The organism is Streptomyces sp. NBC_01390, from assembly GCF_045040105.1.
In the GTDB taxonomy this organism is placed as follows: domain Bacteria; phylum Actinomycetota; class Actinomycetes; order Streptomycetales; family Streptomycetaceae; genus Streptomyces.
Genome location: NZ_CP109551.1, coordinates 8,130,493 through 8,143,117, shown reverse-complemented (window position 1 = coordinate 8,143,117; position 12,625 = coordinate 8,130,493). Strand labels below are relative to the sequence as shown.

At 69.1% G+C, this 12,625-nt stretch carries 12 protein-coding genes; 7 read left to right on the top strand and 5 right to left on the bottom strand.

The annotated features are described in order from the left end of the window. The first annotated feature begins 170 nt into the window (after positions 1–170). Positions 171–833, top strand: a complete 663-nt coding sequence (locus OG241_RS36720; protein WP_405821622.1) for a hypothetical protein — start codon at positions 171–173, stop codon at positions 831–833. Continuing rightward, a complete protein-coding gene (locus OG241_RS36715; RefSeq protein WP_405821620.1) occupies positions 830–1,861 on the top strand; it encodes a hypothetical protein in 1,032 nt (343 codons plus the stop codon). Before OG241_RS36720 ends, OG241_RS36715 begins: the two co-directional genes overlap by 4 nt. On the opposite strand, the gene OG241_RS36710 is transcribed toward OG241_RS36715, so the two are convergent. Further along, entirely contained in the window at positions 1,834–2,370 is a 537-nt protein-coding gene (locus OG241_RS36710) for an ATP-binding protein (RefSeq protein WP_405821618.1), read from the bottom strand. The two genes, OG241_RS36715 and OG241_RS36710, sit on opposite strands and share 28 nt — an antisense overlap. 153 nt (positions 2,371–2,523) lie before the next feature. Between OG241_RS36710 and OG241_RS36705 the strand changes: the two genes are divergently transcribed. The 4 genes from OG241_RS36705 (at position 2,524) to OG241_RS36690 (ending at position 5,568) form a co-directional block, all read left to right on the top strand. Then, a complete protein-coding gene (locus OG241_RS36705) occupies positions 2,524–3,375 on the top strand; it encodes a helix-turn-helix domain-containing protein (RefSeq protein WP_405821616.1) in 852 nt (283 codons plus the stop codon). A gap of 11 nt (positions 3,376–3,386) precedes the next feature. Further along, a complete protein-coding gene (locus tag OG241_RS36700; RefSeq protein ID WP_405821615.1) occupies positions 3,387–3,578 on the top strand; it encodes a hypothetical protein in 192 nt (63 codons plus the stop codon). Positions 3,579–3,685: 107 nt separating this feature from the next. After that, positions 3,686–4,198, top strand: a complete 513-nt coding sequence (locus OG241_RS36695) for a SigE family RNA polymerase sigma factor (RefSeq protein ID WP_405821613.1) — start codon at positions 3,686–3,688, stop codon at positions 4,196–4,198. A gap of 65 nt (positions 4,199–4,263) precedes the next feature. Next, the gene (locus OG241_RS36690; protein WP_405821611.1) at positions 4,264–5,568 is read left to right on the top strand and encodes a hypothetical protein; all 1,305 of its coding nucleotides are present in this window, start codon (positions 4,264–4,266) and stop codon (positions 5,566–5,568) included. A gap of 23 nt (positions 5,569–5,591) precedes the next feature. Here OG241_RS36690 and OG241_RS36685 read toward each other — a convergent pair whose 3' ends face one another. From OG241_RS36685 to OG241_RS36675, 3 genes are all read right to left on the bottom strand, one after another. Next, on the bottom strand, positions 5,592–6,983 hold the full coding sequence (locus OG241_RS36685; protein WP_405821609.1) for an Nramp family divalent metal transporter: 1,392 nt from the start codon (positions 6,981–6,983) through the stop codon (positions 5,592–5,594). A gap of 99 nt (positions 6,984–7,082) precedes the next feature. Further along, complete coding sequence (locus tag OG241_RS36680) at positions 7,083–7,694, bottom strand: ATP-binding protein (RefSeq protein ID WP_405821607.1); 612 nt, start codon at positions 7,692–7,694, stop codon at positions 7,083–7,085. A 126-nt stretch (positions 7,695–7,820) separates the two neighbouring features. Beyond that, positions 7,821–10,286, bottom strand: a complete 2,466-nt coding sequence (locus OG241_RS36675; protein ID WP_405821605.1) for an ATP-binding protein — start codon at positions 10,284–10,286, stop codon at positions 7,821–7,823. 302 nt (positions 10,287–10,588) lie between these two features. Here OG241_RS36675 and OG241_RS36670 point away from each other — a divergent pair, with 302 nt between their 5' ends. After that, positions 10,589–11,941: a M14 family metallopeptidase gene (locus OG241_RS36670; protein ID WP_405821603.1), complete on the top strand. Its 1,353-nt coding sequence runs from the start codon at positions 10,589–10,591 to the stop codon at positions 11,939–11,941. A 92-nt stretch (positions 11,942–12,033) separates the two neighbouring features. Here the strand turns inward: OG241_RS36670 and OG241_RS36665 are convergent, their stop codons facing one another. Next, complete coding sequence (locus tag OG241_RS36665) at positions 12,034–12,558, bottom strand: hypothetical protein (RefSeq protein ID WP_405821601.1); 525 nt, start codon at positions 12,556–12,558, stop codon at positions 12,034–12,036. Between the last annotated feature and the right edge of the window lie 67 nt (positions 12,559–12,625).

Sequence of the window (12,625 nt, the reverse complement as noted above, 5' to 3'; positions counted from 1 at the left end):
GCCCGTCGGCAGTGAACGGGGATGGGGCGAGCAGCGGCCTGCGCCCGCAGGCAGGTACGGCGGGCAAACTTTGCCGTTGCCACAGCGCAACCTTGGCAGCCTGGCGGAACCACCGGTCCCACCGATAGCGTCTAGATTTTGCTAGCACATCTGTCTCACGGGGAGTCTCTGTGAAGCGCCGCTCTTTGCCCATTGCTGCCGCGCTCGTCGCGTCTGCGGCCCTGCTGTTGACCGCCTGTGGTGGCGACGACAGCGGATCGAAGGACAACGACAAGATCGCCGGGGCCGACACCGGGAGCGGGACCTCGGCATCGCCGACGCCGTCCGCCTCGGCATCGACCGCCTCCACCGACCGACCCAAGATCGACCTGCCGTCGGATGTCACGCTCACCTTCACACCAGAGCAGACCGGCGACGCCGTCAAGGACGCCGTCCTCAAGGACAACGCGGAGATGATTCGCGCACTCGACGCGGCCATCGTCGCCCAGAACCCTCGACTCGCCGCCCTGGAGTTCTACACGGAGGGCGAAGGCGCGGTGGCCGCCGAAAAGTGGGTGAAAGCGTTCACCGACGTCGGATGGACGGTAACCGGCGCCGTGCGTTATTTCGATCGCCAGGTCACCGTCAGTTCCAAGGACAGCGCTTCGCTGACTTACTGCGGGGATGAGAGCCAGGGCTTCAGCAAGGTCATCAAGACCAACGAGGTCAAGAAGACACCGCCGAACAAGGACAGCTACGTCGCCTACGGCGTTCAGGTACAGAAGAACAAAGCAGGCGTATGGGAACTTGTGAAGATCCAGTCCACTCGTGGAGTTGACAGGTGCCAGCCATGACCCCACTTCTTCGTCTCACCACGACTGTTCTGATCGCAGGCACAACGTGTCTGGCCGTGTCCCCTTCCGCCATGGCCGCCCAAGATCCCCCTGGGGCAGGGTCGTTCGGCAACGGACCGAGCGGTAATGCCACCGACGACGGCACCCTCTCCGCCACCGCCGGAGCCGTCGTCTTCGACCGTTCCAAGAACGGGTCGGGGCAGTCGGCCGGGCCTGTTGCCGCTACTACGTCCTGGACGCCGCCTGCTTGTTGGTACGCCCCGACGTATTCGCCTGCGCAACTGGAAGAGGTCAAGGTTCCGGTGTGGGAGGCGGGGTCCACCGGCAATGAGTGGGACAGCGCCCAGCGCAAGAAGTACCTGAACGAGGACGATCACTCCAAGGACTTCAACAAGGACAAGGCCGGCAAGGGCTACTGGTGGGGCTCCTACGTCAACAAGTCCTACCCGCCGGGCTGGGACTCCTGCACGGAGGACTACTTCTGGGTCGACACCGGCGACGCCCCGCCCGCCAACATCCCCAACACCATCACGCCGGAGATCCTCGCCGGACTCGCCTACAACGAGATCCGTGTCCCCGGCACCAAGGTGACCCTCGCCCCCGCCGGCCCCACCAAGGTCAACCTCCCCACCTGGGCCTGGCTCGACGCGGCCCAGTTCAAACCGGTCTCCGTCACCGCCTCCGTACCCGTGCTCAACATGACGGCAACGACCGTCGCCGAGCCGGTGTCCCTGAAGATCGAGCCCGGTACCGCCGACGCGCAGGTCTACCCCGCCTCCGGTGTGTGCACGTTCGTCAACGGGCGGATCGGGGAGCCGTACGCCACCGGGAAGGCGAGTCAGACGCCGCCCTGTGGTGTGAAGTACCTGCGCTCCTCCGGCGACGGGTCCTACCCGCTCCGGGCCACCATCACCTGGAAGATCCACTGGACCGGTACGGGCGTCAACGCCCCGCAGGCCCTGCCCGACGGTGAGTTCGGGGCCGAGCAGGCCGTCGTCGTTCAGGAGATCCAGGCCGTCAACCGCTGAGCCGACTCTCCGGTCGACGCCAACCCGTACTTCGCCGCCGTCTCTCGCGGCAGCGTCGCCCACATGCGCGTGCCGCCGCCCGGTTCGCGGGACGCGCCGAAGCCCCAGTCGCCCTCGCAGGCCCGGCATACGCAGGCCAGGACCCGCAGGGAGGCTCGGCGGCGGGTGTCGCACGCTGCCGCGAGGTTCGGTTGGGTGTGCCGGGGGTGGCTGTCGTAGACGATCACCCGGAGGGTGCCGGAGCGGTAGCGGAGGGCGAGGTAGAAGTCCATCGACTCGGTGAACTGGCATGCCGTCGCGGTGAGTTCCGAGACAGCTTGCAGGGCCGGGTCCAGCATGTCCGCCAGGCCATGGCCTCGTAGGAACGCCGTTGTCGCCGCCCTCGCCATCGCCGGGCTCGCGAGTGCGGCCGGGAGGGTCAGGCTGTAGCGGAGGGTTTCGGGAGTGGGGCGGGTGGGGTCCGCCGGGAAGGCGGGGGTGGCTGGGCAGCGGGAGTTGGGTGTGGGCATGGCAGGGCTCCTCATCCATGAGTAGCGGGTTCATCACCTAAAGTAGCGTCCTGGGTGGCTAATGAACCATGCAATTCAGGAAATTGACCCATTCGTGGCTCACTGGTGCTCGATGACGGCAGACTGCTACCGACCCGCAGGGGAAGGAACGGCATGCCACCGAGGACGACACCCACCGAACGCCAGAAACGTCTGGGCAGCGAGCTGCGCAAGATGCGGATGGCCGCCGGGATAACGGCGGACCAGGCTGCCGGGCTGCTCGGCCTCGACCGCGCGAAGGTCTCCAACATCGAGACGGGCATCCGCACCATCAGTTCGGACCGGCTGCGCACCCTCGCCTGCAACTGCGACTGCTCGGACGAGGCTTACGTGGAAGCCCTGGTGAGCATGGCCCGGCCTCGCGGGAGAAGCTGGTGGGAGCGTTACCGGGGCTCCCTCACCCCAGGGCTGCTCGACATCGCCGAGTTGGAGTTCGACGCGACGCGGATGCGTACTGCCCACATCGCCCACATTCCCGGCCTGCTCCAGACCAGCGACCACGCCCTCGAACTCTTCAGGGCCGTACTGCCGCCGTTGCCTCCGCACGAGGTCGCCCTGCGGCTCGCGTACCGCGTGGAGCGGCAGCAGGTCCTCGAAGCCGAGAATCCGCCCGAGTACGTCGGAATCGTGCATGAGGCCGCGCTGCGCATGCAGTTCGGCGGGCCGAAGATCGCGCGCGCCCAGCTGGAGCATCTGCTCACCGTGTCCGAGCGTCCTGCCGTACGGCTGTTGGTGATTCCGTTCGCCGCCGGCACGTTCCCCGGCGCCGGGCAGACCGTCAACTACCTCGAAGGTTCCGTCCCGCAACTGGACACCGCGCAGGTCGACAGCACCCACGGGCCGGAATTCCTGAGCGAGGAGGCGCAGTTGGCCAAGTACCGTACCCACCTGGACTGGCTGGAGCGCATCGCCCTCTCGGCGGACGCCTCCCGCGACTTCATCCGGGACATCGCCAACAGCCTTTGAGGAGACACCAGATGGCCGACATCACCTGGGAAGAGCCCTTCTGCGGCGAGGGAGCGAGCTGCTTCCGCCTCGGCACCGACCCCACCGGCAATGCCTACATAGCCGTAGCCGGGGCCGAGGACAGCTACCTCACCGACACCCGGGAGGCGCTCCGTACGCTCATCCGGGACATCAAGGCCGGCAAGGCTGACCACCTCCTCTGATCCTGTCCCCTGGGCTCTGCAACATTTCCCCCCGCCCACCGCGTCAGTGAGGTGAAAGCAGTTCACGCGCGGCGGACGTCAGCGTGCCGCAGGGTCAGGGGGAACGTATGAGAAAGGTCCGCTCGGACGAGTACGCGGAGTTCGCGGCGGCGCGTGCCGGGCAGTTGTATCGGTCCGCGTGTCTGCTCACCGCCGGGGACACGTACCTCGCCGAGGACCTGGTGCAGGAGACCCTCGGGCGGTTGTACGTCAACTGGGGGCGCGTCTCCCGGGCCAACAACCCCGCGGGGTATGCGCAGACCGTGCTCACCCGCACCTTTCTCACGCATCAGCGGCGGCGCAGCAGTACCGAGCGTGCCACCGACGTGCTGCCCGAGTCGGCCGTTCCCCCCGACGGAACCGACGTGACCATGCGGCTCACCCTGGTCGAGGCGCTCGCCCAACTCCCGCCCAAGGACCGGGCGGTGGTCGTCCTGCGCTATTGGGAGGACCGTTCCATCGAGGAGACGGCGGGCGCGATGAACGTCACCTCGGCCGCAGTGCGCTCCCGTTGCCTCCGTGCCCTCGCCCGGCTGCGCGTCCTCCTCGGTGAGGAACTCGGTGAGTACGCGGTCCGCTGAGGCCCCGTCTCTCCTCCCCCGTCCCGGTACACAATGCCCGTACACAGCAGAAGTGGTGGTTCGTCATGTCCGTTGAACATCGAGACGACCAGTTCGAGGACCGGCTCGGCGCCGCACTGCGCAACGCCGGTGGTGCCTTCGACGCCGATCGTGCCGCCCTCGTCGCCGGCGGTGAGACCCGGGGTCGCCGGCTCCGTACGCGCCGCCGGACCGCGGTCGTGAGCGGCGCCGCCGCGATCGCGCTGGTGGGGGTGGGTGGCGCGCTGATCACGCCCTGGGGTGGAGACGGCAGCGGACAGCGGTCCGTGGGGGCCGCCGGAACGACCGTCGGCCCCGGTGACGCCACCGGCACACCCACCGGCGCATCCACTGGCACCGCCACCTCGCCCGCCGTCTCCGGCGATCAACTGCTCGACATCTTCAAGGGGTTGCTGCCCGAGGGCAAGCTCAGTGAGGTGGACGCGCGGGGCACGGACTCGAAGCAGGGGCCGGCCGTGTACGCAGTGTTCGACGACGGGAAGGGTGCCGGGGCTCTCTCCCTCGGCTTCGGCCGCGTCGCGCCCGGGAGCGATCGGGCCCGGCAGGCGACCACGTGCCCGGACACGGCGTTCGTCCCGTACGACGACTGCGCGCGGAGCACGCTGCCCGGCGGCTCGGTGCTCATGATTCTCAAGGGGTACCAGTACGCGGACCGGCGCGTCGACACGAAGCTGTGGGAGGCGGTCCTCGTCACGCCGGACGGGGGACAGCTGACGATGAGCGAGTGGAATGCCGCCGCCGAGAAGGACGTGCCCATCAGCCGTCCCGAACCGCCTCTGTCGAGCGGCCAGTTGAAGACCTTCGTCACCGACCCCGCGTGGCTCAGGGCCGTCAACGCCCTTCCGGAGGCCTCTCAGCCGCAGGAGTCGCCCGGCGCGCCTCCCGAGATGGAGAAGGGCGCCCTCCTGACGACGCTCACCGGTCTGCTCCCGCAGGGCCTCCACGTCTTCCGCAAGGGTCCTGAGGAGTCCGGCTACGGCTATGTCGTCGTCGACGACGGCAAGGGCAAGAGCTTCGTCCAGATCAATGTGCAGCCCAACATGAAGGACGTCGAGGACGAGCTCTTCGGCGAGGGCTCGGGCGCCGTGACCCTGCCGGACGGTGTCAAGGTCGTCGTCCGTCAGGGTGCCGGCGACGACAAGGGCAAGGGGCTCGTCATGCGGACCGCCGACGCCATCTGGCCCGACGGTCTGCGGGTGGTCGTCAGCGCCTTCAACTCCGCCAGCCAGATCACCGGCCCGACCCGTGACAACCCCGCCCTGACCCTCGACCAGCTCAAGAAGATCGCCACCGACTCCAAGTGGCAGCAGCTGCAGCCCGTCCCCAACTGAGCCTCCGCCGACGGGACTCGGGCTCAGAAGAACTCCGACCACGGCTGGTCCCAGATCTGCTTCACGCACAGCACCAGGAAGAGCAGACCCGCGATCACCAGCATCGCGTTGCTCAGCAATCGGTTGCGCCATTCGGCGGGCGTGCGGGAGGAGTTGAGCAGGACCAGCAGTGTGCCGGCCAGGAAGGGGAGGAAGGCCGCGCCCAGGACGCCGTAGAGGATGATCAGGCGGAAGGGCTGGCCCTGGAAGAGCAGGACGATGGGCGGGAAGGTCAGCCACAGCAGGTACGCGCGGAACGGCCAGGATCGTTCCCGGGTGCCGGAGGCGACCTCCTCGCCCGTCGTGCGTCCCGTCCCGCCTGTGCCGCGTGTACCCCGGAAGCGTTCCACGAAGTCGGCGAACATCAGGCTCACGCCGTGCCAGACGCCGATCAGTGATGTGTAGGAGGTGGCGAAGAAGCCGATCAGGAAGAACTTCGCGGTCGCCGAGCCGTACTTGTCCGCCAGGATGTCGCTCAGCTGGACCAGGCCCTTGTCGCCGCTCGCGATCGCCACGTTCGCGCTGTGCAGCAACTCCGCGCCGACGAACAGCATCGACACCACGAAGATGCCCGTCGTCGCGTACGCGACACGGTTGTCGAGGCGCATCACCTTCATCCAGCCGGTGTTGGTCCAGCCCTTCGCGTTGACCCAGTAGCCGTACGCGGCGAGGGTGATGGTGCCGCCCACACCGCCGACCAGGCCCAGCGTGTTGAGGATCGAGTCCTTCTCGTCGGGGAGGACGGGCAGCAGGCCGGCGAAGGCGTCCCCGAGGTTGGGGGTGACCCGGATCGCCAGGTAGACCGTGACGACGAACATCACGCCCACCAGCACGGTCATGACCTTCTCGAAGACCTCGTACTTGTTGAACCAGACGAAGACCAGGCCCGACAACCCGCACAGGATCGCCCACCACTTGAGGTCCATGACGTCCGGGAACAGTGCCTGCAGCGGCAGCGCGCTCGACGACATCGCCGCCGCGCCGTAGACGAAGCCCCAGATGACGACGTACGCGACGAAGAAGTACGTCGTCCAGCGGCCGAGGCTCGCCCAGCCGTCGAAGAGGGTTCGGCCGGTGGAGAGGTGCCAGCGGCCGGCCGCCTCGGCGAGGGAGATCTTCACCAGACATCCGAGTACGGCGGCCCACAGGAGGGTGTAGCCGAAGTTGCTGCCCGCGATGAGTGTCGCGACCAGGTCACCGGCGCCGACGCCGGTCGCGGCGACCACGATGCCGGGCCCGATGTACTTCCAACTGGACTTACGGGGAGCCGAGTTGGGGCTTGTGGAATCGGAGACGAACGTGGCTTCCGGGTCGGTCGTGGGCCCTGTCGCCCCTGGTTCGTTTGCTTCTGTGGAGTTTCCTGTGGTGTCCGCCATGTACGTCAAGAAAGCGCAAAGGGGCTGGTCGCACAAGAGGGCGTTCCGGAGCCGGACGGTGGACGGCCGGGGCATCCGGCGTCCGGAACACGCAGGCCGCTACGGCTGTCGCCGACCACAGCCGTCGGACCCGCAGGTGCCGAGCTCGAACCACACGGTCTTGCCCGGCCCGTCCTGGTGGCAGCCCCAGCGCCTCGCGAGCGCGTCCACCAGGAACATTCCCCGGCCGCTCTCCCCGGTGCCGGCGCACAGCACCTGCGGAGTGCCGCGGCCGGTGTCGGTGACCTCGCAGCGCAGGACACCGTGCGACGCGGACAGGGTGAGCCGGAACCGGCTCGCCGCGTGCAGCACCGCGTTGGTGACCAGCTCACTGACGAGGAGTTCCGTCACGTCGACGAGGTCGTCCCCGGCCGCGAGGCCGTCCCCGGGCCCGAGGACATCCTGGGCCGCGACCGCTATGTCGTCCCGGGCCGCCGGGCCGTCCCGGCCGGCAGCTTCGTCGCGGAGTTCGTCCCAGGGTTCGTCCCGGCCGGTCAGGCCCCACTCCTCCAACTGCCTGCGCACCTCCGCCCGTGCCTCGCGGGCGGCGGTGGGCCGCGGGTCGTACTCGACGCTCAGATGGCCCGCCCCCAGCGGAGGTTGGGGGTAGGAGCCATACCGAGGGACGGGACCCGGGACATGTCCCCCGGAGCCCCCGGAGAGTTGCAGCATGCCTTCAGGATCGCCTCCACGAACGCCCCCGCGCGCGGGGAGAAATACCTGTTTTCCGCGCCCGCACCCCCAAGTCCGCATCCCCAAGTCCACACCTCCAAGCCCGCCCCTCCGCAGTAGGGGTCGTCAGCGGTGCGTCGTCACCCAGGCCGCGATCTGGGTGCGGTTGGTGAGGTTGAGTTTGCCGAGGATGTGTTCCACGTGGCCCTCGGCAGTACGGCGGGCGATCACCAGGCGGTCGGCGATCTGCTGGTTGGCCAAACCCTCGGCGACGAGCGCGGCGACCTCGGTCTCCCGGCGAGTCAGACTCGTACCGCAGCTGGAGCCGGAGCCGTGACCCGAGCCGGAGCCGGGGGCAAGGCTGGTCAAGTGTCCCGTGCCGGGCGGCGGTTCATGTTTCCGGCCTGTCGACTCCCCCTCCCGCAGCGCGTACTTGACGATCCCGGCGAGGTCGAGGCTCTCCCCCCGGTGGTATGCCCGCTCGTACGCCCGGCGCCCGAGGCCCTCGCGTGCCCGGGTCTCGGCGTCCTGCCGTACGGAGTCGTACGGGGTGGACCGGACCCGGTCGGCGCCGCCGAGGAGGACGGCGGCGCGTTCGTGGGTGTGGTGGTGGGCGGTCTCGATCAGGGCGAGCAGGTCCAGGGTGGGGGCGAGGCCGAGGAGGTCGTGCAGGGTGTGCCCGGTGCGCAGCGCCTCGCGGGCGGGCGGTTCGGCCCGGCGCCAGTCCCCACGGACGGTGTGAGCGAGGGCGAGGGCCCGCAGGACGCCTGAGCGCACCCATTGCTCGCCGTACTCCTCGCACACGCGCAGGGCGTTCTCGCAGACGGCGACGGCTCGGTCCGCCTCGCCCAAGGTAGCCAGCGCGGTGGCCAGTTGGACCCGTTCGAGCCCGGCGAGGCTCGCATGCCCGCCGGTTACGGGTCCCTGCGCCACGGCGTCCTCGAAGTGCCGCAGGGCAGCGGTGGGTTCACCTCCGATGAGCCGGCCGACCCCGACGACGTACCCGGCGTGCGCCGCCTCGGCGGCGTCCCCGAGTCGCTCGGCGAGGGCGAGCGCCTCCTCGGCCCGGCGCCGTCCTCGGGCATGGTCCTCCGGCGACGCGGTGAGCAGGCCGGCGACCCAGAGCGCCCGGGCCCGCTCCCGGCTGGGCCCGGGGTTCGCGTCGAGGGCGCGGTCGAGCCAGTACCGGCCCTCGCCGGACGCGCCGCACGCGTACCAGTGGAACCAGAGGGTGCCGGCGAGACGGAGGCCGGCCCGGGCGTCCTCGGGCCTGCGGCCGTCCGACCCCGGGCCCGTTACGAGGCCGAATTCCAGGGCCGCACGAAGACCGGCCCGGTCGGCGTGGAGGCGGGCGGCCATGCGTGGTTGGTCCGGGCCGAACCAGGCACGCTCGTACGCCGACGCGCGGCTCTGCGTCCAGTCGCGGTGCCGGAGCCGGGCGGCCCGTTCCGCACCGGGCCGCTGCCTCAGCCGGCCGAGGCCGTACCGCCTGAGGGTGTCGAGCAGGCGGTACCGTACGCCGCCGTCGGGGCCCTGTTCCCGGCTCAGTACGGACTTGGCGACCAGCCCGGTCACGGCCTCCAGGACGTCGGCGGTACCGTCCCCGCACACCGCCTCGGCCGTCTCCAGGTCGAAGTCTCCGGCCAGCACCGAGGCCCGCGCCCACACCAACCGCTCCTCCGGCGTGCACAGTTGGTGGCTCCAGTCGATCGTGGCCCGCAGGGTGCGGTGGCGAGGGTGGGTGTGGGTGCCGGTGCGGGTGTGGGCCGGCGGTTCGTCGGCGGCCAGGTCTTCCAAGTCATCCAGGTCTTCCAGGTCACCCGGACTGGTCAGGGCCCCCAAGTCACTCAGGTCGGTCAGGTCGTTCGCGTGGGTCATGCGGGCCGCCGCGAGTTCGATTGCCAGGGGGAGGCCGTCGAGGCGGCGGCACAGGTGGGCCACGGCCGGGCGGTTGGCGGGGGTGAGGGTGAAGCCCGGGACGACTGCGGCGGCCCGGTCCGCGAAGAGGCCGAGGGCCGGGTGGCGGTGGGCCGCGGAGAGGTCGCCGTCCGGGTCGGGGACGGGCAACGGCCGTACGTCCAGCAGGTGTTCCTCCGTCAGGCCCAGACGGTGCCGGCTGGTGGCGAGGATCCGTACGCCCGAAGTGCGTCGCAGAAGTGCGCCGACGGCTTCGGCGCAGGCCCTGTGCAGGTGTTCGCAATTGTCGAGGACCAGCAGGAGCCGACGCGTTCCCAGCTGATCGGCCAACGCGGAAAGAGCGTCCAAGTTGCCCTGGACACCCGGAGAATTTGGGGATCGTGGGTAGCAGCCCAGCGCCTCGGCCACGACCCCCGCCACGAGGTTCGGGTCGGTCACGTCGGCCAGGTGCACGAACCCGACGCCGTCCGGGAAGGCGCGGGACACTCGATCCGCGACGCGTGCGGCGAGGCGCGTCTTGCCCACGCCGCCCGGCCCGGTCAGCGTGACCAGGCGGGCCCTGGCCAGCAGCGCGCGGGCTTCGGTCTGTTCGGCGCGGCGGTCGACGAAGCCGGCTGTCCCGACCGGCGGTCGGGCCGGTGACCGGCGATCCGTCCGTGGCGCTGATCCGCCCATGATCAGTACCTTCCAACAGCCCCCGGCAGGACAAACAGGCAGGTCACACACACGTGTGCACTTGCGCGAGAGCCGCGACGGGCGGGCGCCGGTACGCGTATCCTTCCGGCCCCCACAGCTCTTTCCGGCCCGTACGGGCGACCGGTTCACGCCATCACTCTTTATGCGGTCTTGACCTGCCCATGTCATGGCCGCACGATGGCGCAACACCCGCACCAGTCCGTCGCACGGAAGAACCACCCCCCGCTCCACTCCCCCCACTTCCGGAGAACCCGGAACTCCCGGAGAAATCAGGAGACTTCATGCGACTTCGTATACGAGGCTCAGGCGCTCTCGGCGGCAGACGGTCCGCCGCCGTCGGGTTCCTGTCCCTCGCTCTCGCCCTGGGCGTCGCCTCCACCACCCCCGACGCCACCGCGACCAGCGCCAAGCGCCCGGCGGCCTCGGTGGACGACATCCGCCAGTACGAGATCAACTTCGCGAACTCCACGTCCGACGTCCGCACCGACATCATGGCGTCGGGCGTGACCGTGGACGAGGCCGACGAGGAGCACGTCGTGGTCTCCGGCCGCGCCGACCAGGCCAGGAAACTGGCCCAACGCGGCTACGAGATCACCCTGTTGGGCTCGGCGCCGAACCGCTCCAGCAGCGCCGACGACGTACGGCTGCTCGACTTCCCGACAGCCGACTCCCGCTATCACAACTACGCGGAGATGACGTCGGAGATCAACTCCCTCGTCGCGGCCAACCCCTCCATCGCCAGCCAGCGGGTCATCGGGACCTCGTACTCGGGCCGGAACATCGTCGCCATCAAGCTCAGCGACAACGTCGGCACCGACGAGGCCGAGCCCGAGGTGCTGTTCACCCACCACCAGCACGCCCGTGAGCACCTCACCGTCGAGATGGCGCTCTACCTGCTGCGCAACCTGACCTCCACCTACGCCACCGACTCCCGGGTCAAGGCCATGATCGACTCCCGTGAGATCTGGATCATCCCGGACCTCAACCCGGACGGCGGCGAGTACGACATCGCGACCGGTTCGTACCGTTCGTGGCGCAAGAACCGCCAGCCCAACAGCGGTTCGTCGAACGTCGGCACGGACCTCAACCGCAACTGGAACTACCGCTGGGGCTGCTGCGGCGGTTCCTCCGGCTCGACCTCGTCGGAGACGTACCGAGGTGCGTCGGCCGAGTCCGCGCCCGAGGTCAAGGTGGTCGGCGACTTCGTCCGCAGCCGGGTCGTCGGCGGCGTCCAGCAGATCAAGACGGGCATCGACTTCCACACGTACAGCGAGCTGGTGCTGTGGCCCTTCGGGTACACGACCGCCAACACCACGACGGGCATGACCCAGGACGACCGGGACGCCTTCGCCACGGTCGGCGGGAAGATGGCCGCGAGCAACGGCTACACGCCGGAGCAGTCCAGCGACCTGTACATCACGGACGGCTCGATCGACGACTATCTCTGGGGCACCCAGAAGATCTTCTCGTACACCTTCGAGATGTATCCGACGTCCAGTTCGGGCGGCGGTTTCTACCCGCCCGACGAGGTGATCGACCGGGAGACGGCCCGTAACCGGGACGCGGTTCTGCAGCTGTTGGAGAACTCCGACTGCATGTACCGGTCCATCGGGAAGCAGGCGCAGTACTGCTGAGCGGGGTCTGAAGCGAGATTGTTTCTTCAGGTACTTCAGGTAGTGGGGAACTGCGGGTCCGTCGTGGCTGGTCGCGCAGTTCCCCGCGCCCCTTAAGGGGCGCTCTCCTCAGCGTCTTCCTCGTCCGCGTCCTCGAAGTAGGTGTCGAGGACCTTGTCCAGCTCCGTTTCCCACTCCTGGTGCTGCGACTTCGCCTTCGCCTCGATCTCGACCGGGTACCAGCGGCGGTCCGGGGTGTGGACCGTCACCGTGAACCGCTTGCCGAAGCGTGACGTCTCCGTCTCGACGGCCCCGATCTCGTCCCAGCGGAACTCGCACTCCTGGTCGTCCAGGTAGAGCCGTACGCCTCTGTGGTCGGCGATGATCTTCGCCCGGCGGTCGGACGCCTCGAAGACGGGGCCTTCGGGGACGTCCGCTTCCGCCTCAGCCTCTGTCTCCGGCGCGGCTTCCTCCTCCGGTGAGGTCGCCTCCGGCTCCGCCGGGATCGAGTCCGGGACCGAGTCCGTAACCCCGTCCTCCGGCTCCGCCGGCACGGGTGAAGTGAGCCCGGGGATGGCCGCCGGGTCGATCGCGGCGGTTTCCAGGGGCTGGCTGCTCGAACCTATGCGCTGCTCCACAGGCGGAAGTATGGCGGACATTGCTGTGTCATGGGACAGCAGGGGCCGGTGAGATCGAGATTGGCCG